Origin of the sequence: Streptomyces sp. NPDC048196 (assembly GCF_040652715.1) — a bacterium.
GTDB lineage: Bacteria > Actinomycetota > Actinomycetes > Streptomycetales > Streptomycetaceae > Streptomyces > Streptomyces siderophoricus.
On record NZ_JBEZMM010000029.1, the window covers coordinates 76118 to 96996 of the forward strand.

General features: G+C 74.3%; 22 protein-coding genes, 2 pseudogenes and 1 riboswitch. Of the genes and pseudogenes, 12 read left to right on the forward strand and 12 right to left on the reverse strand.

Annotated features, from left to right (window positions below; translation table 11 throughout):
- The first annotated feature begins 96 nt into the window (after positions 1 to 96).
- Positions 97 to 789 (forward strand): GTP cyclohydrolase II, encoded by a 693-nt coding sequence (gene ribA, locus AB0E02_RS25465; RefSeq protein ID WP_362142885.1) that lies wholly within the window; start codon positions 97 to 99, stop codon positions 787 to 789.
- Between the two features lie 118 nt (positions 790 to 907).
- Here the strand turns inward: ribA and AB0E02_RS25470 are convergent, their stop codons facing one another.
- Positions 908 to 1657, reverse strand: a complete 750-nt coding sequence (locus AB0E02_RS25470; RefSeq protein WP_362142887.1) for a CbtA family protein — start codon at positions 1655 to 1657, stop codon at positions 908 to 910.
- A gap of 15 nt (positions 1658 to 1672) precedes the next feature.
- A complete protein-coding gene (locus tag AB0E02_RS25475) occupies positions 1673 to 1894 on the reverse strand; it encodes a CbtB-domain containing protein (protein ID WP_362142889.1) in 222 nt (73 codons plus the stop codon).
- A 40-nt stretch (positions 1895 to 1934) separates the two neighbouring features.
- Positions 1935 to 2090: riboswitch (cobalamin riboswitch) on the reverse strand.
- A gap of 113 nt (positions 2091 to 2203) precedes the next feature.
- Between AB0E02_RS25475 and AB0E02_RS25480 the strand changes: the two genes are divergently transcribed.
- Positions 2204 to 2788 carry a histidine phosphatase family protein gene (locus AB0E02_RS25480; RefSeq protein ID WP_362142891.1) on the forward strand — a complete coding sequence of 195 codons (585 nt, stop codon included), beginning with the start codon at positions 2204 to 2206 and terminating at the stop codon, positions 2786 to 2788.
- Positions 2789 to 2911: 123 nt separating this feature from the next.
- A complete protein-coding gene (locus tag AB0E02_RS25485) occupies positions 2912 to 3352 on the forward strand; it encodes an SPW repeat protein (protein WP_362142893.1) in 441 nt (146 codons plus the stop codon).
- A gap of 167 nt (positions 3353 to 3519) precedes the next feature.
- On the opposite strand, the gene AB0E02_RS25490 is transcribed toward AB0E02_RS25485, so the two are convergent.
- A complete protein-coding gene (locus AB0E02_RS25490) occupies positions 3520 to 3954 on the reverse strand; it encodes a hypothetical protein (RefSeq protein WP_362142895.1) in 435 nt (144 codons plus the stop codon).
- Between the two features lie 83 nt (positions 3955 to 4037).
- Between AB0E02_RS25490 and AB0E02_RS25495 the strand changes: the two genes are divergently transcribed.
- Both AB0E02_RS25495 and AB0E02_RS25500 read left to right on the forward strand, forming a co-directional pair.
- Positions 4038 to 5873 carry an alkyl sulfatase dimerization domain-containing protein gene (locus AB0E02_RS25495; RefSeq protein ID WP_362142897.1) on the forward strand — a complete coding sequence of 612 codons (1836 nt, stop codon included), beginning with the start codon at positions 4038 to 4040 and terminating at the stop codon, positions 5871 to 5873.
- Positions 5874 to 5971: 98 nt separating this feature from the next.
- On the forward strand, positions 5972 to 8005 hold the full coding sequence (locus tag AB0E02_RS25500; protein ID WP_362142898.1) for an NB-ARC domain-containing protein: 2034 nt from the start codon (positions 5972 to 5974) through the stop codon (positions 8003 to 8005).
- Between the two features lie 16 nt (positions 8006 to 8021).
- Here the strand turns inward: AB0E02_RS25500 and AB0E02_RS25505 are convergent, their stop codons facing one another.
- The 5 genes from AB0E02_RS25505 to AB0E02_RS25525 are packed head-to-tail and all read right to left on the reverse strand — an operon-like array spanning position 8022 to position 11867.
- Positions 8022 to 9059: a serine hydrolase domain-containing protein gene (locus AB0E02_RS25505; RefSeq protein ID WP_362142900.1), complete on the reverse strand. Its 1038-nt coding sequence runs from the start codon at positions 9057 to 9059 to the stop codon at positions 8022 to 8024.
- A 13-nt stretch (positions 9060 to 9072) separates the two neighbouring features.
- The gene (locus tag AB0E02_RS25510; protein ID WP_362142902.1) at positions 9073 to 9993 is read right to left on the reverse strand and encodes a hypothetical protein; all 921 of its coding nucleotides are present in this window, start codon (positions 9991 to 9993) and stop codon (positions 9073 to 9075) included.
- Positions 9990 to 10973 carry a hypothetical protein gene (locus AB0E02_RS25515; protein WP_362142904.1) on the reverse strand — a complete coding sequence of 328 codons (984 nt, stop codon included), beginning with the start codon at positions 10971 to 10973 and terminating at the stop codon, positions 9990 to 9992. The genes AB0E02_RS25510 and AB0E02_RS25515 overlap by 4 nt, the downstream gene beginning before the upstream one ends.
- Complete coding sequence (locus AB0E02_RS25520; protein WP_362142906.1) at positions 10970 to 11671, reverse strand: hypothetical protein; 702 nt, start codon at positions 11669 to 11671, stop codon at positions 10970 to 10972. The genes AB0E02_RS25515 and AB0E02_RS25520 overlap by 4 nt, the downstream gene beginning before the upstream one ends.
- 10 nt (positions 11672 to 11681) lie before the next feature.
- Positions 11682 to 11867 carry a hypothetical protein gene (locus tag AB0E02_RS25525; RefSeq protein WP_030411128.1) on the reverse strand — a complete coding sequence of 62 codons (186 nt, stop codon included), beginning with the start codon at positions 11865 to 11867 and terminating at the stop codon, positions 11682 to 11684.
- 323 nt (positions 11868 to 12190) lie between these two features.
- On the opposite strand from AB0E02_RS25525, the gene AB0E02_RS25530 reads away from it, so the two are divergent.
- Positions 12191 to 12598 (forward strand): helix-turn-helix transcriptional regulator, encoded by a 408-nt coding sequence (locus AB0E02_RS25530; RefSeq protein ID WP_362142909.1) that lies wholly within the window; start codon positions 12191 to 12193, stop codon positions 12596 to 12598.
- A 42-nt stretch (positions 12599 to 12640) separates the two neighbouring features.
- On the opposite strand, the gene AB0E02_RS25535 is transcribed toward AB0E02_RS25530, so the two are convergent.
- A complete protein-coding gene (locus tag AB0E02_RS25535; protein ID WP_362142910.1) occupies positions 12641 to 14173 on the reverse strand; it encodes a PucR family transcriptional regulator in 1533 nt (510 codons plus the stop codon).
- Positions 14174 to 14376: 203 nt separating this feature from the next.
- Here AB0E02_RS25535 and AB0E02_RS25540 point away from each other — a divergent pair.
- The 3 genes and pseudogenes from AB0E02_RS25540 to AB0E02_RS25550 form a co-directional block, all read left to right on the forward strand.
- A pseudogene (locus AB0E02_RS25540) lies at positions 14377 to 14633 on the forward strand (hypothetical protein); the annotation flags it as partial.
- Positions 14607 to 14798 (forward strand): annotated as a pseudogene (locus tag AB0E02_RS25545) (hypoxanthine oxidase); the annotation flags it as partial. The pseudogenes AB0E02_RS25540 and AB0E02_RS25545, both read left to right, overlap by 27 nt.
- A gap of 232 nt (positions 14799 to 15030) precedes the next feature.
- Positions 15031 to 15552, forward strand: coding sequence for a molybdopterin-dependent oxidoreductase (locus AB0E02_RS25550; protein WP_362142912.1), 522 nt, complete (start codon positions 15031 to 15033; stop codon positions 15550 to 15552).
- A 17-nt stretch (positions 15553 to 15569) separates the two neighbouring features.
- Here AB0E02_RS25550 and AB0E02_RS25555 read toward each other — a convergent pair whose 3' ends face one another.
- Positions 15570 to 15989 (reverse strand): TOBE domain-containing protein, encoded by a 420-nt coding sequence (locus AB0E02_RS25555; RefSeq protein WP_362142914.1) that lies wholly within the window; start codon positions 15987 to 15989, stop codon positions 15570 to 15572.
- Positions 15990 to 16125: 136 nt separating this feature from the next.
- Between AB0E02_RS25555 and AB0E02_RS25560 the strand changes: the two genes are divergently transcribed.
- From AB0E02_RS25560 to AB0E02_RS25570, 3 genes are all read left to right on the forward strand, one after another.
- Positions 16126 to 16521: a helix-turn-helix transcriptional regulator gene (locus AB0E02_RS25560; RefSeq protein ID WP_362142915.1), complete on the forward strand. Its 396-nt coding sequence runs from the start codon at positions 16126 to 16128 to the stop codon at positions 16519 to 16521.
- 211 nt (positions 16522 to 16732) lie between these two features.
- On the forward strand, positions 16733 to 17533 hold the full coding sequence (modA, locus tag AB0E02_RS25565) for a molybdate ABC transporter substrate-binding protein (protein WP_362142917.1): 801 nt from the start codon (positions 16733 to 16735) through the stop codon (positions 17531 to 17533).
- Between the two features lie 112 nt (positions 17534 to 17645).
- Positions 17646 to 19631, forward strand: a complete 1986-nt coding sequence (locus AB0E02_RS25570) for an ABC transporter permease (RefSeq protein WP_362142919.1) — start codon at positions 17646 to 17648, stop codon at positions 19629 to 19631.
- Positions 19632 to 19653: 22 nt separating this feature from the next.
- On the opposite strand, the gene AB0E02_RS25575 is transcribed toward AB0E02_RS25570, so the two are convergent.
- Both AB0E02_RS25575 and AB0E02_RS25580 read right to left on the reverse strand, forming a co-directional pair.
- Positions 19654 to 20103 carry a nitroreductase family deazaflavin-dependent oxidoreductase gene (locus AB0E02_RS25575; protein WP_362142921.1) on the reverse strand — a complete coding sequence of 150 codons (450 nt, stop codon included), beginning with the start codon at positions 20101 to 20103 and terminating at the stop codon, positions 19654 to 19656.
- Positions 20104 to 20321: 218 nt separating this feature from the next.
- The coding region (locus AB0E02_RS25580) for a SulP family inorganic anion transporter (RefSeq protein WP_362142923.1) at positions 20322 to 20879 on the reverse strand (558 nt) is incomplete at its 5' end.

The following is a 20879-nucleotide window of genomic DNA, read 5'->3' on the forward strand; positions in this document are numbered from 1 at the left end:
CGCCGGGAGCCGGTCGGGACGCGGGTGCCGCAGCATACTTGTCATGTATCTGAGTGATCGCCGCCGGGTTCCGACCCCCGTGGGTACCATCGCGCCATGACGGACCCCGACGCCCTGTGCGGCCCCCGCCCCGGTCATGACCTCGCCGTCGCCCCCGACGCGGCCCGCCCACTGCCCGGTGTGGCGCGGGCGGTGTCGGTCCGGCTGCCCACCGCCTACGGGGAGTTCCGGGCGGTCGGCTATCTCGACCGGCCCAGCGGAACCGAGCATGTGGCGCTGGTGTACGGCGAGGTGACCGGCGAGCCGGTGCTGACCCGGGTGCATTCGGAATGCCTGACCGGGGACGCCTTCGCCTCCCGGCACTGCGAGTGCGGTGACCAGCTGTCCGCGGCGCTGCGGGCGATAGCGGCGGCCGGGCGGGGGGTGCTGGTCTACCTCCAGGGCCACGAGGGCCGGGGCATCGGCCTGCTGGCGAAGCTCCGCGCGATGCAGCTCCAGGAGGAGGGGCTGGACACCGTCGAGGCGAACATCGCGCTCGGCCTCCCGGTCGACGCCCGGGAGTACCGCGCCGCCGCGCAGATCCTCGACGACCTCGGCGTCCGCGCGGTACGGCTGCTGTCCAACAACCCGCGCAAGCGCGCCGCGTTGCTGCGGCACGGCATCGCCGTCATCGAACGCGTCCCGCTGCTGGCCGAGCCCCAGGCGGAGAACATCCGCTATCTGCGCACCAAGCGCGAGCGTCTCGACCACGACCTGCCGCACCTCGACGGCATCCCGGGCCAGCTCTGACGCACCGTCAGCTCCGTACCGACGGAAGCGGTCCGGGCGTGACGCAGCAGGTCCGGGGCCCGCGAGGAGTGCTCGCGGGCCCCGGACCGGTGGTGCGGTGGAGGGTGGAGGTGCCGGATCAGGAGGGGACGGACACCGCCCCGGCCCGCTCGGCGGCCGGGCGGGCCGTGACGACGCGCTCCGCCAACTGCCCGAAGAGCAGCCCGAAGGCGGCCCACAGCACCAGCTGGACGGCGAGCGCCGACAGCCGGAACTGCCACAGCAGCGTGGCGGAGAAGTCCGCGGGCACCTCGTTGACGGCCGGCAGGAACGCGTAGGCGAGCCCGATGGCGACCACGAACGCGGCGACGGCGGCCACCGTCGCGTACCAGTTGCCCAGCTTCGGAGCCAGCCGCCGGCCGAGGATCGTGGCGGCGACGGCCAGCAGGAGGCCGAGCAGCATCATCAGGAAATACAGGGCGGTGCGCTTGCCGATGGTGTCGGGGTCGCCGACCGACGGTGGATTGGCCGGGTATTTCAGGAACGGCACGACATAGCCGGCCACCAGTGCCGCCCCGGAGAGCAGCAGGGCCGTGGCGCGGGCCCCGAACCGGCCGATCCGCCCCAGCGCGAAGCAGAAGGCGAGTGCGGCGATCCCGCCCAGGGCCACGCCGTAGACCAGGACGCCGGTGGCGAGCCCGGCCGTGGACTGCAGTCCGCGGCTGACCACTTCCATCTCGTGTTCGTGGCTGTGCGCCTCCTCGAAGGCGATGGCGGCGTCGATCCGCGGTTCGCCCAGCACGTAGGCGACGAGGAGGGCCAGTACGCCGGCGGCCAGGCCGGCGAGCATGCCGCGGACCAGCAGGGTCCTGACGGTGAGGGAGTTCATGGCTGCGGCCGTCCGTCAGTGGCAGGGGAAGCCGAGAAGGTGGCGCCCGTCGTGCAGCCATTCATGGACGTCCGAACCGGACAGCAGCGAGGTGGCGCCCTGCTCCGCGCCGACGAAGTACAGCAGGACCAGCAGCAGCACACCGGCGAACAGTGCCCAGGGGGCGATCGCCTTCAGCGGGAGCGGGGCGGGGGTGGTGGTGGTGCCGGCGGCCGGCGGTGCGATGGACGAAGCCATGGCATGACCTCCTGTTGGGGGGAACTCGCGTCCCCGGTAATGGGAGTGCGGAACGACATGCGGGTCTGGCTCATCCGGTACCGGCCCCTGGCGGGCTGATAAAAAACCGGACATACAGTGGCGCGACCGCGCCGGGATCCCACCGGCTTCCGTCATGCCGTCGTCAAGCACCGGGAAACGTACCGCGATCCAGCCACCTGGCCAAGACCGTACGGGGGGCGGACCGGTGCGGGCCGGGGCGCATCCGCCGGGCAACTCCCTTGCTCGCCCGATGAGTTGGCGTCCCGGCGACAAAGGAGGGAAGAGGGCATGACAACTCGGGTGATGCTGGTCTCACCGGCCGCGGGCGACGCCCAGCGCGAGGTGCGCTTCGACGACGACTCCCCGCCGCACGCGGCCGGGTTGCGACGGGCCCGGGCCGCCGCGGGGGTGCTGCCGGCCGCCGACCGGGTCTTCGCCTCGCCCTCCGCGCGCTGCCGGCGCACCGCGGAGGAGCTCGGGCTGCCGGCCGGGCCGGTGCCGGAGCTGGCGGGCTGTGCGATGGGGGAGTGGCGGGGGCGGACCCTGGCGGAGCTGGCCGAAACGGAACCGCTCGCGGTCTCCGCCTGGCTGGACGATCCGGACTTCGCCGGGCACGGCGGGGAGTCGCTGCGGCAGCTCTGCGACCGGGTCGCGGGCTGGCTGACCCGGATGGCGCTGGACGCCGGACGGGTGCTGGCGGTCGTGGAACCGGACGTGGTGCGGGCCGCCGCGGTGTGTGCCCTGCGGGTGCCGGCGGACGCGTTCTGGCGGCTGGACGTGGCGCCGCTGACCGTGACGGAGCTGAGCGGGCGGGGCGGCCGCTGGAATCTGGGCCTGGGCCGGGCGCTGTACCACGGGGCGGCGGAAAGGTGACCGTACCCCTTCAAAATTCACCTGCTTCTTCATCTACACATAAAGGCGACATAAGCGCAGAATGAAACCGTGGCCCGATGCCACGCGATAACGGCCAGGCTGCGAGCGAAGGAGGCGAGTCGCATGGCCGACGTCTCACACCACAGGGGAGATCTCGCAGGTCACCCCGACGCTTCGGAGATGCAGGCCCGATACGAGCGGGTGCTCGGCGGGCGTGATGTGGTACTTGTCGACGGTCCGGTGTTCCTCGTCGGCCTGTACTGTGCCGTCTCGCCGTTCATCGTCCACTACACGCTGGCGCAGCCCGCCCTGGCGACGCACAACCTGATCGTCGGGATCGCGATCGCCCTGCTGGCGGTCGGCTTCACCGTGACCCCGGCGCGGATGTACGGGCTGAGCGGCGCGATGTGCGCGATCGGCGTGTGGATGATCATCGCGCCCTGGCTCGTGGGCCGCGGCCCGGACGCGGGCGTCATCTGGAACAACGTCGTCATCGGTGCTCTGACGTTCCTGCTGGGCGCCTTGTGCGTCGCCGCGGCGTCCAAGCGCCGCACCACCACCTGAAGGCGCTGCCCGCGGGGGCCGCAATGAGTGACCGCCGGTCCGCCTGCCCTTCCCGGACAGGCCGGCCGGCGGCCGTATGCCGTCTCCGGTCCGCAGGACCGCCATCGGCGCCGGGCAGGACCTCTGTCTGTGTCGGTCAGGACCGCCATCGGTGCCGGTCAGGACCCCTATCGGTACCGGCCGCGCCCGCCCGCCGCCAGGTGTCCGGCGAGGCCCGCCAGGACCAGCCCGCCCGCCAGGAGGAGGGCGTGGGCCAGCAGGGTCCCGGCGGCCAGGCTGCCGGCCGCGGCGGCGGGCACCAGCCAGCCCAGGCCACGGCGCCCGGGACAAGGCCGGGTGGGGCGGCCGACGGGCGGGGTGCGGGGGTGGGCGTACGGAACGGCATGGTGCCGGAACGACTCGGCGAGCTCGCCGAAGGCGCGGTCGTCGTACGGGGACAGAGGGCGTCCCTCCCCTCCCGGAAGAGCGCGGTGGGCCCCGCCCCGGCCGGCCGGATTGCCGCGCCCGGATACGACCCCACCTGCGTTGTTGTGCCCTGCCCGGCCCTGCCCGTAACGCCGTTGGCCGCGCCGGCGCTCCCCGGACATCGCGGAGGCAGGCATGCGCCACCCGGACAAAGCCGGTTAAATCGATCGTGTGGGGCAGGGGCCTTGGGCCCGCCGCCGCCCCGGAGAGGGAGCGCCCCGTGACCGCTGCACCCGTCGATGACCACGAAGACTTCGCCGACGCCGACCGCGGCTTCATCGCCGAGCTCGACCCGCCGCGGATCACCACGGACGACGGCCGGCCGGTCTGGGACGCCGCGGCCTACGGCTTCCTGGCCCAGAACTGCCCCGACACCGCCCACGAGAGCCTCTGGAGGCAAGGCAGGCTGGTCAGCCGCCAGGGCCTCTACGAGGTCACCGACGGCATCTACCAGGCCCGCGGCCTGGACCTGGCCCATATGACGCTGGTCGAGGGCGACCACGGCGTCATCGTCGTCGACCCGCTGCTCTCCACCGAGACCGCCGCCGCGGCCCTGGAGCTGTACCGCAAGTACCGCGGCGACCGGCCGGTCACCGGGCTGATCTACACCCACTCGCACGCCGGCCACTTCGGCGGCGCCGGCGGCGTCGTCCCCGCCGGACACGACCCCGTACCGGTCCTCGCCCCGGCCGGCTTCCTGGCCCACGCGGTCGGCGAGCAGCTCGACGCCGGACCCGCGCGGTCCCGGCGCGCCGCCTTCACGTACGGCACCGCGCTGCCGAAGGGTCCGGACGGCCAGATCGGCTGCGGGCTGGGCACCACCCGGTCCACCGGCACCCGCACCCTGATCCCGCCGACCGTGGACATCACCCGCACCGGCCAGGAGGAGATCCTCGACGGCGTCCACCTCGTCTTCCAGCTCACCCCGGACGCCGAGGCCCCCGCCGCGATGAACTTCGGCTTCCCCGCGCACCGGGCGCTCTGCCTGGCCGAGAACGCCACCCACACCCTGCACACCGTCCTGCCGCTGTACGGCGGCGCCGTCCGCGACAGCCGGGCCTGGGCCCGCCACCTCGACGAGGCGCTCGTCCTCTTCGGCGACGGCACCGAGGTCGCCTTCGCCTCGCACCACTGGCCGACCTGGGGCAAGGACCGCATCCGGGCCCTCCTGGCCGGCCAGCGCGACCTGTACGCCTACCTGCACGACCAGACCCTGCGGCTGCTCAACGCCGGCTACACCGGCACCGAGATCGCCGAGCAGCTGCGGCTGCCGCCGGCCCTCGCGCGGGTGTGGTCCCACCACGGCTACTACGGCTCGGTCAGCGACCACGTCAAGGCGGTCGCCCAGCGCTACCTGGGCTGGTTCGACGGCAACCCCGCCCACCTGTGGGAGCACCCGCCGGCCGAACAGGCCCGGCGCTACGTCCACGCCCTCGGCGGCGTCGAGGCCACCGTGAACGCCGGCAAGGGGTACGCGGCCGACGGCGACCTGCGGTTCGCCGCGACCCTCCTCAACCACGCCGTCTTCGCCGACCCGCACAACGTGCGGGCCCGCCGCGCCCTCGCCGAGGTCTACGAACGCCTGGGCCACGGCGCGGAGAACGCGGTCTGGCGCAACGTCTACCTCACCGGTGCGGGCGAACTGCGCGGTGCCCCCGCGGCCCGGGACGACACCCAGGACGCCACCGCCGCCCCCGACCTCGCCCGGGCGCTCACCGTCGACCAGCTCCTGGACTCGCTGGCCCTGCGCATCGACGGGCCGCGCGCCTGGTCCACCGCGCTCACCCTCGACCTCTACCTCCCCGACGAGGACCGCACCTGGCGGCTGACCCTCTCCCACGGCGCCCTCACCCACCGGGCTTCCCCCGGCTCCCCGGCCCCCACCGCCGACGGCAGCCCCGACCTCACCCTGACCCTCACCAAGCCCCAGCTGCTCGACCTCCTCACCTCCCACGCCCGCACCGCACCCGCCCCGCCTGCCGAACCCGGACCCCTCGGCACCCTCCTCGCCCTCACCACCGGCCCGGACCCGACGTTCCCGGTGGTCACGCCCTGACCCTGCTCGCCCGCTGCCGCCCCGGCGTCAACCCCGCGCCCCCCGCACCACCACGCCACCCCGCGCCACCCGGGGCGAAGCTGGGGCACACTGGCCCCGTGGCGAGCAGCATTCCCGAGGAGTCGACCAGCTTCGTCGGACGACGGAGCGAACTGGCGCGGATCGACCAGGAGTTGGCGGCACACCGGCTGGTCACCCTGACCGGGCCCGGTGGGGTGGGCAAGACCCGGATCGCCGTCCGGGCGGCCCGGGCGGCGGCACCGCGGTTCCCCGACGGAGCCGGCTGGGCCGACCTGTGGCCGTTACAGGGCGAGGGACGGCTGCTGGCCACGGTCTGCGACGCCGTCGGGCTCGCCGACCACACCGCGCGCACCCCGGCCGCCGCACTGTGCTCCTGGCTCACCGACAAACGCCTGCTGCTGGTGCTGGACTCCTGCGAACACCTCGTGCCCGGCTGCCGCGACCTGCTCGGCGACCTGCTGACGGCCGCGCCCGGCGTGACCGTGCTCGTCACCAGCCGGCAGCCGCTCGGCCTCGACGGCGAACGCGTCACCGAGATCGGCCCGTTGCCCTGCACCGGCGACAACGACGCCCTGACCCTGCTCACCGACCGGGCCGGCACCGCCGCGCCCGGCCTCGTCCTCACCGACCCCGCCCACGCGGCCACCGCCGACGGCATCTGCCGGCAGCTCGAAGGCATTCCGCTCGCCCTGGAGCTGGCCGGCGCACAGATGGCCACCAGCTCCGTCGAGCGGATCGCGGAGCGGCTGGCCACCCGCTTCGACACCCTCGACACCGGCGAGGGGCTGCCGCTGCCGCCCCGTCACCGCACCCTGCGCTGCACCATCGGCTGGAGCCACGAACTGTGCACCCCCCTGGAGCGGCTGCTGTGGGCCCGGCTCTCGGTCTTCCGCGGCACCTTCGACACCGAGTCGGCCGGCGCGGTGTGCACCGGCGGGCCGCTCACCGAGGCGGAGGTGCACACCGCCCTGACCGGACTGGCCGCCAAATCCGTGCTCTCCCGCGAAAACGGCCGCTTCCGCATGCTCGACACCCTGCGCGAGTACGGCCGGATGTGGCTCGGCGAGCTGGGTGAGGCGCCCGCCCTCGCCGACCGGCACGCCGCACACTTCGTCGGTCACGGCCGCCGCGCCGAACAGGCCTGGCTGGGCCCCGGGCAGGTCGGCTGGTACCGCAGGATCGCCGACGCGCACGTCGACCTGTGCACCGCACTGGACCACCTGCTGGTCACCGCCCCCGAACGGGCCCAGGAACTCAGCGCCGCGGTCGGCTTCTTCTGGAGCTGCTGCGGCCATCTGCACGAGGCCCGCGACTACCTCTCCCGCGCCCTGGCCGCCGACGACAGGCCCAGCCGCGCCCGCACCCGGGCCCTGTGGGCGCTCGGCGTCGCCGTGCTCCTCCAGGGTGATCTCTCGCAGGCCGACGCCCTCGGGCTGCAGTGCGCACGGGCCGCGCAGACCTCCGGCGACGCCGAGGCGGTGCTGGAGGCCGGCTACCTGATCGGCCTCACCCATCTGATGGCCGGCCGCCCGATGTCCGCCCACGCCGTCACCGACCAGGTCCTCGGCCCGCCGCCGGACGCCCCCTTCGACTCGCCGGGGCGGCTGCGCTGCCACCTGGTGCGGATCTTCGCGCTCACCGGCATCGGCAAGCTCACCGAGGCCCGCACCGAGGCCACCGCACTGCGCCGCGGCTGCGTCGAACGCGGCGAGTACTGGACCCGCTCCTACACCGACTACCAGCTCTCCCTGATCTCGCTGTTCCAGGGCCGGCCCGAGGAATCGGCCGGCCATGCCCGGGCGATGCTCGCCGCCAAGCAGGGCATCGGCGACAAGTTCGGCATCGCCCTCGGCCTGGACCTGCTCGCCGCCGCGCTGGCCGCCCAGGGCGCCGGTGCCGCGGCCGCCCGGGTCTACGGCAGCGGCCAGGCCCTCTGGCGCACCGTCGGACACCCCCAGCGCGGCACCCCGGAACTGCGCGCGGTCCGCGAGGAGTGCGAGCAGCGGGCCCGCGCGGCGATCGGCGACCGGGCCTACACGGAGGTCTTCCGGCAGGCCAGCGAGGAACGCCCGGGCACCTCCCTGCCCCGGATCCTGGCCGGCGAGCCGTGACCGCCGGGCCGCGCGGTCACGCGGGCGGTTCACCGGCCAGTGCGTACAGCGTCTCGTAGGCGGTGGTGATCATCCGGCAGGTACGGCCGCGCCGGGTGGCCAGCGCGACCAGCCCGGTGTGCGTGGCCGGGTGGAACCCGAGGAACGCCTGCTGCCCGAAGGTCGCCCCGACGTGGAACAGCAACGGCCCGCGCGGCGCCGGGTGCTGGTACCACGTCAGGGTGTGGGTGTTGCGGCGCCGCCAGCCGCGCCGCAGCAGCGGCACCTGGACGTCGCGCAGCGGCCCGGCCAGCGGGGTGTCCTCCGGTGACAGGTGTGCCTCCAGATACCTGAGCAGGTCGCCGGGCGTGGCCCGGACCGACCCGGCGGCCATGAACGCCCCCATGTCGGCGCTGGCCACCGGCGTCACCCCGTTCGTCCGGTGCCCGACCGCGTCGGTGCCGGTGGCGCCGGGCGCCAGTGTCGTCCCGGACAGCCCCAGCGGGCCCAGCACCCGGCCGCCGAGCAGCGCCGGATAGTCCTCGCCCGCGGCGCGGGACATCGCCGGACCGAGCAGCGCCAGCCCGAAGTTCGAGTACCGCCAGCGGGTGCCCGGCCGGTTCCGGGGCCGGGTGCGGGCGAAGGTCCGCAGCAGCCGCTCGGTGTCGTAGCGGGCGTAGCCGTTGGCGTACGGATGCAGCAGCGCACCGGCGACCAGGTCCGCGGGGATCCGCGGCAGCCCCGAGGTGTGGGTGGCCAGGTGCCACAGGGTGATCCGGCGGGAGTGCGGATACCGCAGCGGCAGGTCGGGCAGATGGCCGACCAGCGGATCGTCCAGCGACAGCACCCCGGACCGGGCCAGATCGGCCAGCAGCAGCACGGTGAACGTCTTGGACAGCGAGCCGAGTTCGTAGCGCAGGGCCTGCCGCGGGGTGGGCGGGGCCAGCGCGGTGCCGCCGGTGACCACGGTCCGCACGCCCCGCCGGGTCACCGCCAGCACCACGTCCGGCGCGTCGATCCGGGTGACCGCGTCGGCGAGGCGGTCACCCGGCGGGGTGGGGCCCGCCGCGCCCATCAGAGCCCGCCCATCAGACCGCGGACATGGCCCGGGAGGTGGCCATCGCCGAGGCGAACGCGGCGACCAGGGTGGGGTGGTGCACCAGGTCGAAGACCCGCGCCGGATCGCCCTCGGGCATCCGGCCCTGGATCGGCATCGCGCCGCTGTCCGACTGCGCGGCGGCGTACCGCTCCCACAGCGCCGCGTCCAGTGTGGGCCGCGGCAGACAGGCGTCGACGACCAGCAACTCGCCCAGCAGGTCCCAGTGTTCGAGGTCCGCCCAGTCCTCCGTCCAGGCCGGCAGGTACCGCGTGAGGTAGTCCGCGATGTCCGGCGGGATCCGCTCGGGCGCCTCGCCCCAGTTGGTCAGGTGGAAGACGGTGTGGGTGAGGTCGTAGGCGATGTGCAGCTGCACCGTCCACGGCTCGGCCAGCTGCCCCAGCCAGGTGCGCGCCACCGCCGCCCCGAAGTCGCTGCTGGGGGAGAGACCCAGCTTGCGCTCGGCGTTCAGCACTCCGAGGCGCCGGTTGGGCATCATCTCCAGCGCGTTCCAGGTGGCGGTGCGCCGGCACACCTGCACCGCCGCCTCCAGCCCCGGGTGCCGGTGCCCCAGCTCGTGGAAGGTCGCATAGACCTCCAGCGGTACGGGCGAGAGCGGCTCGTCGTGCTGGAGCCGGGCCAGCACGTTGCCGCCGTCCAGCAGCTCGCGCCAGGCGAAGTCCAGCAGCTGCCCGGCCCGGGCCTTCTGCCGGGAACCGGCCACGCCCTCCCGGAACAGCACCTGCATGTTGAGCGCCAGTTCCCCGATCGGCTTGAGCCGTTCGACCACCGCACCGCCCGAGCGGAAGTCCTCGGGGGTCAGCCGGAAGTGCTCGCGGTGGTCGTCGAGCCAGGTCAGGGCCCGGTCGCCGACACCGTGCAGCAGGGCGGGGGACGCGGCCGTCACGGTCACGGGGCACTCTCGCTTTCGCCGGGCGTCCGGCCGCCCACCAGCACCGGGTCCCCGCCGCGCGGGCCGGTCTCGGCCTCGTCGGCGGCGATCCGGGCCAGGGTGGCGGCGAACGCGGTCACCAGGGTGGAGTGGTAGCAGGCGGTGAACATCTCGTCCGGGTCGCCGGAGCCGGGCGCCGCGCCCATCTCCGGCACGCTGCCGTCGGCCGCCTGCGCACCGGCCAGCCGCTGCCAGGCCACCGGGTCGTACGGGGCCCGGGGCAGGCACGCGGTCACCGCCAGCAGCTCGCCGACCAGGTCCCACAGCTGCTCCTCCAGCCAGTTCTCCAGCCAGGAGGGCAGCCACAGCCGCAGATAGCCGGCGAGTTGGGGGGACAGCCGCTGCCGGTCGCGCCCCCAGTCGGTCAGGTGGAACACGTCGTGGGTGATGCCGTAGGCGGCCTTGCGGTCCAGCGCCCAGGGCTCAGGCAGCCGGCCCAGCCCGGTCAGCGCCAGCACCGAGCCGAAGTCGGCGTGCGGCCGCAGCCCGATCCGCCGCTCGGCGTTCAGCACCCCGAGCGTACGGGTGTGGTCCTCGCGCGCCACCCGCCAGCCGCGCAGCCGCGTGGTGGTCCGCACCAGCTCATCCACCTCGGCGTGGCGCAGCCCGGCCCGCGCGAACACCCCGTACAGCTCCACCGGGTAGGTGGCGAACGGCTCGCCGCGGATCAGCTCGGCGAAGAGTTCCCCGTCCCGGGTCTCGTTCCAGGCGAACGCGAACAGCCCGCGGGCCGTCCGGCGGATCTCCTCCCGCGGGTGCATCACCCCGATCAGCTGGCTGAGTTCGGCCAGCTCGCCGAGCGGCTTGAGGGTCAGATTGGGGTCGGCGTCGGTCGTCACGTCGGGCGGCAGGCGGAAGGACCCGCGCGCCCCGTCCAGCCACCCGAGGCTCGCTCGGACCATGTGGTCCAGCAGCCCCGGGTCGCCGTGCCCGCCGGTCATCCGCCCCGCCCGTAGAACCGCCGGGCGGCCGCGACGTGCAGCGCGACCCGTGGATCGGCGCCGCCCATCTGATGGACGAACGCCAGCCCGGTGTCCAGCCCGAGGGTCTGTGGCACGTCGGGCAGCCGGGCCAGCCAGCGGCCCACACCGGCCGCCTGCGGCCAGTCCCGGCGGCGGACCGCCCGGACGAAGCCCCGGGACAGGTCGTCCGTACGGGCGGCGAGCTGCTCGGCGAGGCCGGACGCCAGCCCCGGCAGGGCCAGCGCGGCGAGCTGGGACACCCGGTGCGACAGTTTCGGCCAGGGGGAATCACCGACCCACGCGGTGCCGGCCTCCGGTGCGGGTGGCCACGGACGGCCGCCGCCGGGCAGGAACGCGTGCGCGGCCTCGACCAGACCGCGGTAACTCCACAGCGACACCTCCGAGGCGTCGTCACCCGGCGGATAGGCCCTCAGCGCCTGCCGCACCACCGCTTCGTCGTCCACGCCGGCCGGTGCCGTCCGGGGTTCCACGGCGTACGGCGCCAGCGCATCGGCGCCGAGCACCCGTACCGCGGCCGGGGTCAGCGCATCCTCGTGCCGCAGCATGCCGGACAACGCATAAGGGTCGCCCTCACCCCGCAGGGCGAGGGCGACCCCGGTTGCGGCATCGGCGATCACAGCGCTGAGCGGGACTGCTCCTTGCGTCTGTTCAGCCAACGCTTTCCCCTCAGCGGACGTCAGTCTTGGGCCGGGGGGTGGGCGGCGAGATCAGGAGCAGCGCGGCCAGCAGCAGCGCACCTCCACACTCGCGGGTGTCGCGGAAGACGCCGTCGGCCTCGGCGGGTTCAAGCAGTCCCTCGACCTCGGCGGCCAGGGTGGCCGTCTCGACCGGCGCCGTGCGATCCGTAACCATGCGATCAACTCCTTTGACGAATGGGATACCAGATTCACATCGGGATTTTTGGGACGCAACGGGAGAAAGTTCAGCAACCGCGACGAACCCATCCTCCTTGATGCCGGCTCAGAGGGTGTTCCGCAACCCAACCTGGTGGCGGATGCGGCAAGTTGGGGTGTGTCGTCGCGCGTTGCGACGGCGGTGGGCCCCGGGCCCGCCAGGGGTGGTCCGCTCGCGCCGACGGCGGATTCCGCTGCTCCGTTCGGATGGCGCCGGGCCCCGGGAGGGGTGGCCCGGCAGCCGCCGGCGGCGCGGTGGCCGGACTGCCCTAGAGTGCGACCGTGCCGACGTACAGCATTGGTCAGGCAGCGGAGCTGCTGGGTGTGAGTTCGGAGACCGTCCGGCGGTGGGCCGACGGCGGTCAGCTGCGGATGGAGCGGGACGGCGGCGGGAACCGCGTCATCGACGGGGTCGGCCTGGCCGCGTTCGCCAAGGAGCGCGCCACCGGACTGCATCCGGTGCCCGGTGAGGTGCTCACGTCCGTGCGGAACTCCTTCGCCGGGATCGTCACCAAGGTGACGATGGACGAGGTCATCGCCCAGGTCGAGATCCAGTCCGGGCCGCACCGGCTGGTGTCGGTGGTCAGCCGGGAGGCGGTCGAGGAGCTGGGGATCGAGGTCGGGGTGACCGCCACCGCCCGGGTGAAGTCGACCAATGTGCACGTCGACCGGCCGGGCGGGCGGGACTGAGCAGGGGCGCGTCCCCTCAGTGGCCCGGCCGGGGCGGCTCGCTCAGCGGCACAGCAGGGCCGCGTGCAGGTCGAGTGTGTGGTCCAGCCGGGACAGGTCGCGGCCGGTGAGGGTCTCGATGCGCTGGATGCGGTAGTGCACCGTGTTCACGTGGAGGTGCAGCGCCTCGGCCGTCCGCGCCCAGGAGCCGTGCTGGGCGAGGAAGACCTCCAGCGTCTCCAGCAGCATCCGGTGGGACGTCGAGCCGGCCCGGGCCAGCGGGCCCAGCACCTGGCTGCTGAAGGCCGCCCGGACCTCCGCGGGGACCCCGGCCAGCAGCTCGGCCAGCGTGCCGAGGTCCTCGACACCGGCCACCCGGGCACCGTCCGGAGCCGCGGCACGGGCCGACGCCAGTGCGTAACGGGCCTGCTGGAAGGCGGAGTTGAGGTCGCCGGGGGTCGCTGCGGAAGCGCTGACCCCGGCGTGCAGCGGCGCCTGCGGACGGCAGGCGGTGAGCGCCGGCCAGACCTCGGCGAGCGGGGTGGAGTCCTCGGCGTCCGGGTCCGCGTGGACCACCGCGACCGCCTCGCCGCCCGGAAGCCGCCCGGCCGCGAATCGTTCGCCGGGGGAGTGCCGCAGCGCCTCCGCCAGCGCGCTCACCACCCGGCCGCTCTCCTCACCGCCCAGCGCGGCCAGCACCACCCGGTACGGGCCGCCGGCCGGCAGACCGCAGTCCTGTAGCGCCGCCTCCAGCGCCGCGCTCCTGGCCGCCCCGCCATCGGCCGCCGCGAGCAGGGCGACCAGCACGTCCGCGGCCCGCCGCCCGGCCGCCTGCCGCGGCGCGGCCCGCCGGCGGTACCCGTCCACGACCTCGGCGATCTCGTGCACCACCCGCGGCGGGGCGTCGGCCCGGCCGCCCACGTGCAGGTACCAGGTGTCGTACGGGCCGGCGTCCCCGTCGATCCGCACCGTCGGGCCGGTCCCGGCCGCTTCGAGGGCCTTGACGGCCTGCCGCGCCGTCAGCCGCGGGGCGGCCGGGGTCCGGGCGATCACCCGGCCGGTCGCGGACAGCAGGTAGCAGGGCGGCCCGCCCAGGTGGGCGAAGGCCCGGTCCAGCAGCACGTCCGGGGCGGCGTCCGCGGCCAGCAGCGCGGCCAGTTCGTCGCGGACGTTCGCCGGCAGCGCGTAGTGGTCCGTGGGGCGCCGGCTCAGCTCTCCCCACTGCCGCAGGTACACCGCCTCCGTGACGGCCCGGAAGGTGGTGTGCGCGGGGACCGCGACCAGCACGATGCCGTGCGCGCGGCAGGAGTCGACGAGCACGTCGGGGACCTTGCCGTGGGTCTTCTCGCCCGCCAGGAGCGCGGTGGCCCCGGCGGCCTCCAGCGCGGAGACGAACCGGTCGACCTTGGCGCGGTCGTCACCGGGCGTCCACCACACCAGCCCGCTCAGCACCAGCTCGCCCGGCTGCAGGAACCGCGCCGGGTCCTCCAGGTCGGTGGCGGTGACCCCGCGGACTTCCCGGTCGAGCTGGGGGCCCTCGCCCCACAGCAGGGTCAGGTCGAGCGAGTCGACCTGCAGGAGATCGTGGACGTGCATGTGCTGGCTCCTCGATTGGCTGCCGGCGGCGGACCCGGCATCTCACATTCACGAGGTGAATGCGAGTACCCGCATCGTAAATGCAAGCTGATCCAGCCCAAAGCCCTCTTGGTCGATAATCCAGTTCCGGCTCCCGGCGGGGGTGGATCTCCGTGTGGCACACCGGTCGTGCCGGGCGGTGCGCCGTTGCTTCACCCGGCGCCATGGACCTCGACACGGTGCTGGAGGTGCGCGAGGCCCGGCAGTGCGCCCCGTGACGCACCGGCGATGCTCCCCCAGCCACCGCTGGGAGGTGCCCCCCAGGCTGGGCGGCGGCACCTACTTCTTCTCCGAACCGCAGCCCTGGCCACGGCGCCTGATCGACCTCGGCCGGGCGGTCCGGGAGCCGGTGATCCGGCGGCCGGACGGCGCGCTGGAGATCGCGGCGACCTGCACCGAGGCGCACTTCGTGGAGCGCTTCACGGAGACCTCGGACGTGATCGGGCCGCTGGGCGCCAAGTCGATGAGGGAGAGCCCGTTCAACCCCGTGGCGCCCGCCTCCGCCAATGGGCTGCGGGACGCCACCGGGGTGCGCTTCACCGAAGTGCCGCTGCTGCGCGACAAGGTGTGGCCGGCGCTGGAGGAATACCGCGCGGCCGGCGGGACGCCGGGCCGCTCGGCACGCACCACCCGTCGCGGGAGGGCTCGGTCCGAGGCGGCCGCCGCCCCGCCCCGCCGGAGATACCGCCCTTCGGCCCCTTTTCCCTCACATCAGCGAGGAGAAGAGGGTGAGAAGGGTGGTATCCGTGGTTCAACGGTGCACGGCCCGGGCATCACAGAGGGCAGCCACCGCGCGGATCGCCTCAAGGGGGACTCGAATGCGCCGACCCGGCCCGCCGGCCCGCACCACCGCCGTACGCCCGACGCCCGCGGACGCCGGTGCGCCCGGCCCCCGCCCGCTGGTGATCCGCGGTCAGCTGCGCCGCCCGCTCGTGCTGACCGTCGCCCAGCTGCGCGAGCGGTGGCCGCGGCGCCGGGCCGAGGTGGTCTTCGACTGCGCCACCAACGGGCCGCAGCGGCACACCTTCGAAGGGGTCCTGCTGCGGGACGTCCTCGACGCCGCGGGCCCGGCCTTCGACGCCTCCCGGCGCAAGGACCGCTCCCGCTACCTGCTCGCCGTCAGCGGCGGCGACGGGCACCACACGGTGCTGTCCTGGGCGGAGATCGACGTCGACTTCGGCGACGCCCCGGTCCTGCTGGCCACCGCCCTGGACGGCCGCCCCCTCGACGCGGTGGGCAGCCAGCTCGTGGTGCCCTCCGACCGCTGCGGGGCCCGCTACATCAGCGCGATCACCGGCATCTGGGTGGGCACCTGCGCCCCGCCCGAGCAGCCGTGGTGACGCCCGGGCCGGGGCGGTCAGGCCGCGGCGAGCGCGATCTCGGTGGACTTGATCAGCGCGGTCACCTCGGAACCGGCCGCCAGCCCCAGGTCCTCGGCCGCGTCCCTGGTGATCGCCGCGGTCAGTTCGCCGCCCGTGACGGTGACCTTCACCCCGGCCATCGCGCCGCCGGTCGAGACGTCGGTGACCGTACCGGGCAGCCGGTTGCGGATGCTCAGCCCCTCGACCCCGCCGGTGGCCAGGGCGACCTCGGTGGACTTGATCAGGACACGCACCGGCGTGCCCTCCGTCAGCTCCAGCTGCCCGACCGCCTCGCGGGTGACCGCGGCGGTGATCTCCTGCCCGCCGTCCAGCCGGACCCTGACCAGGGCCATGACCTCGCCGGGGGAGACGGAGCGGACGGTCCCGGACAACTGGTTGCGGATGCTCAGACTCATGCCCACACCCTGCGCGCCGCCGCCCGGCCGCGCATCGCGAGGAACTTCGTCCCTTCCTCCAAGGCGGATGGCATTTGCTACGGAGATCTGCCCTGTGGATTGCACCTGCCAGCCTGAGCTGCCTATCTTGTCGCACATGCAGTCCTACACGATCGGCCAGGCGGCGCGGCTGCTGGGCGTCAGCCCGGACACCGCCCGCCGGTGGGCGGACGCCGGCAAGGTCGCGACCCATCGCGACGACAGCGGCCGCCGCCTCATCGACGGCCGGGACCTGGCCGCCTTCTCCATCGAGGTGGCGCAGTCCGGCAGCGGTGAGGACGACGCCTCGTACACCTCCGCCCGCAACGCCTTCCCGGGCATCGTCACCGCCGTGAAACTCGGCGATGTCGCCGCCCAGGTCGAGATCCAGGCCGGTCCGCACCGGCTGGTCTCCCTGCTGACCCGGGAAGCGGTGGAGGAACTGGGACTGGAGGTCGGCATGCAGGCCACCGCCCGCGTGAAATCCACCAGCGTGCACATCGACCGCTCCTGAAGGCCACCCGACCGCTCCCCGAACCCCCGCGGTGGCGTCCGCCCGTACGACCGGGCCGGCTCCCCACCGTCCACCGCGGCCGCACCACAGCCGGACCGCGCCCCGTCCCCACCGGCCGGCTGCTCACCCCAGCGGCGTCGCCCGTCCACGGCGCGGCTATCCCCATCCGCTCGGACGACCCCCTCGTCCCGCGTCACAAGGAGTCCCGCCCATGTCCCCGTTCCGCACCGGACGCCGCGCCGCCGCCGCTGTCGTGACCGCCGCCCTCCTCGTCCCGCTCGCCGCCTGCGGCAAGGACGACGCCAAGACCGGCCAGGGCGCCGAGAAGTCCGGCGGCCGGACCGCCGGCGCGCAGCTGACCGTGCTCGCCGCCTCCTCGCTCACCGACGTCTTCAAGAAGGCCGGCGCGGCGTACGAGAAGGACCACCCGGGCACGAAGGTGAACTTCTCCTTCGCCGGCTCCCAGGAACTCGCCGCCCAGGTCAAGCAGGGCGCCCCCGCCGACGCGCTGGTCACCGCGGACACCAGGACGATGGACGGGCTGAAGGCGGACGCCGGCACCCCGACCGTCATCGCCCACAACCGCCTGGTCATCGTCACCGGCGAGGGCAACCCGAAGAAGGTCCACACCCTCAAGGACCTCACCGACAGCAAGCTGAAGGTCGTGCTCGCCGCCCCCGAGGTGCCGGTCGGCCGCTACGGCAAGCAGGTCCTGGACGCCCAGAAGCTCAAGGTCACGCCGGTCTCGCAGGAGCCCAACGTCCGCGCCGTCCTCAGCAAGGTCGAACTGGGCGAGGCGGACGCCGGCCTGGTCTACCGGACGGACGCCGCGACCGCGCCGAAGAAGGTCGATGCGATCGACATCCCCGACAAGCAGAACGCCGTCGCCGCCTACCCGGCCGCGACCCTGAAGACCTCGAAGCACGCCGCCGCCGCGGCCGCCTTCGTGAAGTGGCTGAGCACCCCCGAGGCCCAGAAGATCCTGCAGGACGCGGGCTTCCAGAAGCCGTAACGGGGCTCCGCGCGCACGGGACTGCCCGGCTCGGGGGAGCGGACAGCCCCGTGCGCGCCACCGGGGTGGCCCGCCCCGGCCGGCCCGACCCGCCCCGACCCCAGGACCGACGATGAGACGCTCCCGCACCCCGGCCCGGCCCGCGGCCACCCGACGCCGCACGCCCGGCGCCCGTACCCCCGCCGCGCTCGCCGTGCCCGCGCTGGTCGCCGTCGCGTTCCTGCTGATGCCGCTGCTCGGCATCCTCGCCCGCACCACCTGGAGCGACCTCGGCACCCATCTGACCAGCCCCGGGGTCACCGAGGCGCTCGGCCTCTCGCTGCTGGTCTCCTTCTGGGCGCTGGGCCTGTCGCTGCTGCTCGGGGTGCCGCTGGCCTGGCTGCTGGCCCGGGTCAGCTTCCCCGGCAAGGCAGTGGTCCGCTCGCTGGTGCTGCTGCCGATGGTGCTGCCGCCCACCGTCGGAGGTGTCGCCCTGCTGCTCGGCTTCGGCCGCCGCGGGCTGCTCGGCCCCTGGCTGGAGGACACCTTCGGCATCGTCCTGCCGTTCCACACCTCGGGCGCGGTCGTCGCCGCCACCTTCGTCGCCATGCCGTTCCTCGTCATCAGCCTGGAGGGCACGCTCGCCGGCCTGCGCCCCAGTTACGAGGAGACCGCGGCCTCCCTCGGCGCGTCCCCGGTCCGGGTCTTCGCCACGGTCACCCTCCCCATGGTCGCCCCCGGCCTGGCCGCCGGCGCCGCGCTCACCTGGGCCCGCGCGCTCGGTGAATTCGGCGCCACGATCACCTTCGCCGGCAATCTGCCCGGCACCACCCAGACCCTCCCGCTCCAGGTCTACCTGCTGCTCCAGGACTCCCCGGAAGCGGCCACCTCGGTCTCCCTGCTGCTGCTCGTCATCGCCATGGCCGTGCTGATCTGTCTGCGCGGCCGCTGGACCGGCGCGCTGCCCGCCGGCCGGGCACCGCGCACCGCGCCGGCCGCGGACGAGCCCGAGCCGTCCGGGACCGACAGCGGCGAGCTAGTCATGACGGAGCGTCAGGAGGCCGTCGCTGCACCGCAGATGGGCCGCTGGCCGCTGCACGCCGAGGTCACCGGCTGCACCGAACTGACCCTGGACGCCGGGCCCGGCACCACCATCGCGGTCGTCGGCCCCAACGGCGCCGGCAAGACCACCCTGCTGCGCGCCCTGCTCGGCCTCACCCCACGCGCCCACGCCACCCTGCGCCTCGGCGACACCGACGTCACCGCCCTGCCCCCGCACCGCCGCGGCGTCGCCTGGGTCCCGCAGGACGGCGCGCTCTTCCCGCACCTGAACGCGCTGAGCAACACCGCCTACGGACTGCGGGCACACGGCGTCCCGCGCGCCGGGGCCCGCCGCGCCGCCCAGGAGTGGCTCGACCGGCTCGGCGTCGGCCACCTCGCCCACCGCCGCCCCGCCCAGCTCTCCGGCGGCCAGGCCCAACGCGTCGCACTGGCCAGGGCCCTGGCCGCCCGCCCCCGCCTGCTGCTGCTCGACGAACCGCTGGCGGCCCTCGACCAGACCACCCGCGCGCACGTCCGGCACGCGCTGCGCGGCCATCTCGCCGGCTTCGACGGGGTCTGCCTGATCGTCACCCACGACCCCGTCGAGGCGGTCTCGCTCGCCGACCGGGTCCTCGTCCTCGACGACGGGCGCGCCCTCCAGGACGCCCCGCCCGCCGAGGTCACCCGGCATCCCCGCTCGCCCTGGGTCGCCCGGATGCTGGGCCGCAACGCCTGGCCCGGCACCGCCACCGGCGACGGCCTCGCGCTCGCCGGCGGCGGGCACCTCGTCGTCGCCGACCGCCTGCCCGAGGGAGCCAGGGCGCTGGCGGTGATAGCCCCCGAGGCGGTCTCCGTCCACCTCGACAAGCCCGCCGGCAGCCCGCGCAACGTATGGCCCGGCACCGTACGGGAGATCACTTCGGCGGGCAGCCGGCTGCGCATCCTGATCACCTCGCCGCACGCCCCCGACCTCGTCGCCGAGATCACCCCGGCCGCCGCCCTCGAACTCGGCCTGGCCGACGGGGTGCCGGTGTGGACCGGCATCAAGGCCACCGAGGTCTCGCTCGTGACGCTCTAGCGGACGACGGAAACCCGCGGCCTCAGTGGTGTTCGGTGGCCGCCGGCTCCAGCACGAACACCGGGATCTCGCGGGTCGTCTTCTTCTGGTACGCGTCGTAATCGGGGAACGCCTCGACCGCCCGCCCCCACCACACGGCCTTCTCCTCGCCGGTGACCTCACGGGCCGTCATGTCCCGGCGGACCGGGCCGTCCTGGAGCTCCACCCGGGGATCGGCGACCATGTTGTGGTACCAGAGGGGGTTCTTGGGCGCGCCGCCCAGGGACGCCACCACGGCGTACGTCCCCTCGTGCTCCACCCGCATCACCGGGGACTTGCGGATCCGGCCGCTCCGGGCGCCCCGGGTGGTCAGGACCACGACCGGCAGCCCACGGATCGTCGTGCCCCGCGTCCCGCCGGAGCTCTCGTACTCCTCGACCTGCTCCCGCACCCACGGCGTCGGGCTCGGTTCGTACTCACCCTGAAGAGGCATCCGCCCGTCCTCTCTCCCTGTACGGCGGTCATGACACCGGCCGCGGCGCACCTCGGCCCGCGGCCGCCCTGACCTTCGCTCAACAACCGCGGCGGACGCAATCATCCCGGCCGCCCCGTCGTGTCCCGCCGCCCGGACCGCCGCGGGGACATGACGACCGGGGCCCGGCCTCGCCCACCGTGCGGTGCGCGAAGCCGGGCCCCGAGGACGGCGGGACGTCAGGACACCAGCTCCACCGCCCGCAGGCTCCGGCGGTGCTGCTCGGCCCAATTGGTCAGCGCCGCCTCACAGGCGTGGTCGAGATGGCGCAGTCCGCTCAGGTCCAGCTCGACGTCCCGGTGGTCGGGCAGCGCGTCGAGCTGGTCCAGGATCTTGGGCAGCCGCAGGAACGTGGCGTTGCCGACGGCCCGTACCAGCACCGGCTGCCCGTCGTCGTCGGGGGTGTGGATGTCCAGGTGGACGTGCGAGGTCTCCCAGGCCGTCTTCGCGATCGCCAGCAGCAGACCGATCAGCACCCCCTCGAACATGTTGACCGTGACGATGGCCAGCGCGGTGACCAGCAGCACCACGGCCTCCCCGCGGTGCTCGCGCCACAGCGGCCGCCAGGACTTCCACGGCAGCAGCTTCCAGCCCGCGTGGATCAGTACGCCCGCCAGTGCCGCCACCGGGACGATGCCCAGTGCGGCCGGGAACGCCGCCGCGAACACCAGCAGCCACACCCCGTGCAGCACCCGCGACGCCTTGGTCCGCGCCCCCGCCTGCACATTGGCCGCACT

Bases quoted from the DNA above. Each gene is read 5' to 3' on its own strand.
- ribA (WP_362142885.1), top strand. From the start codon at position 97: ATGACGGACCCCGACGCCCTGTGCGGCCCCCGCCCCGGTCATGACCTC.
- AB0E02_RS25470 (WP_362142887.1), bottom strand. From the start codon at position 1,657: ATGAACTCCCTCACCGTCAGGACCCTGCTGGTCCGCGGCATGCTCGCC.
- AB0E02_RS25475 (WP_362142889.1), bottom strand. From the start codon at position 1,894: ATGGCTTCGTCCATCGCACCGCCGGCCGCCGGCACCACCACCACCCCC.
- AB0E02_RS25480 (WP_362142891.1), top strand. From the start codon at position 2,204: ATGACAACTCGGGTGATGCTGGTCTCACCGGCCGCGGGCGACGCCCAG.
- AB0E02_RS25485 (WP_362142893.1), top strand. From the start codon at position 2,912: ATGGCCGACGTCTCACACCACAGGGGAGATCTCGCAGGTCACCCCGAC.
- AB0E02_RS25490 (WP_362142895.1), bottom strand. From the start codon at position 3,954: ATGCCTGCCTCCGCGATGTCCGGGGAGCGCCGGCGCGGCCAACGGCGT.
- AB0E02_RS25505 (WP_362142900.1), bottom strand. From the start codon at position 9,059: ATGGGCGCGGCGGGCCCCACCCCGCCGGGTGACCGCCTCGCCGACGCG.
- AB0E02_RS25515 (WP_362142904.1), bottom strand. From the start codon at position 10,973: ATGACCGGCGGGCACGGCGACCCGGGGCTGCTGGACCACATGGTCCGA.
- AB0E02_RS25525 (WP_030411128.1), bottom strand. From the start codon at position 11,867: ATGGTTACGGATCGCACGGCGCCGGTCGAGACGGCCACCCTGGCCGCC.
- AB0E02_RS25535 (WP_362142910.1), bottom strand. From the start codon at position 14,173: ATGCACGTCCACGATCTCCTGCAGGTCGACTCGCTCGACCTGACCCTG.
- AB0E02_RS25550 (WP_362142912.1), top strand. From the start codon at position 15,031: ATGCGCCGACCCGGCCCGCCGGCCCGCACCACCGCCGTACGCCCGACG.
- AB0E02_RS25555 (WP_362142914.1), bottom strand. From the start codon at position 15,989: ATGAGTCTGAGCATCCGCAACCAGTTGTCCGGGACCGTCCGCTCCGTC.
- AB0E02_RS25560 (WP_362142915.1), top strand. From the start codon at position 16,126: ATGCAGTCCTACACGATCGGCCAGGCGGCGCGGCTGCTGGGCGTCAGC.
- modA (WP_362142917.1), top strand. From the start codon at position 16,733: ATGTCCCCGTTCCGCACCGGACGCCGCGCCGCCGCCGCTGTCGTGACC.
- AB0E02_RS25570 (WP_362142919.1), top strand. From the start codon at position 17,646: ATGAGACGCTCCCGCACCCCGGCCCGGCCCGCGGCCACCCGACGCCGC.
- AB0E02_RS25575 (WP_362142921.1), bottom strand. From the start codon at position 20,103: ATGCCTCTTCAGGGTGAGTACGAACCGAGCCCGACGCCGTGGGTGCGG.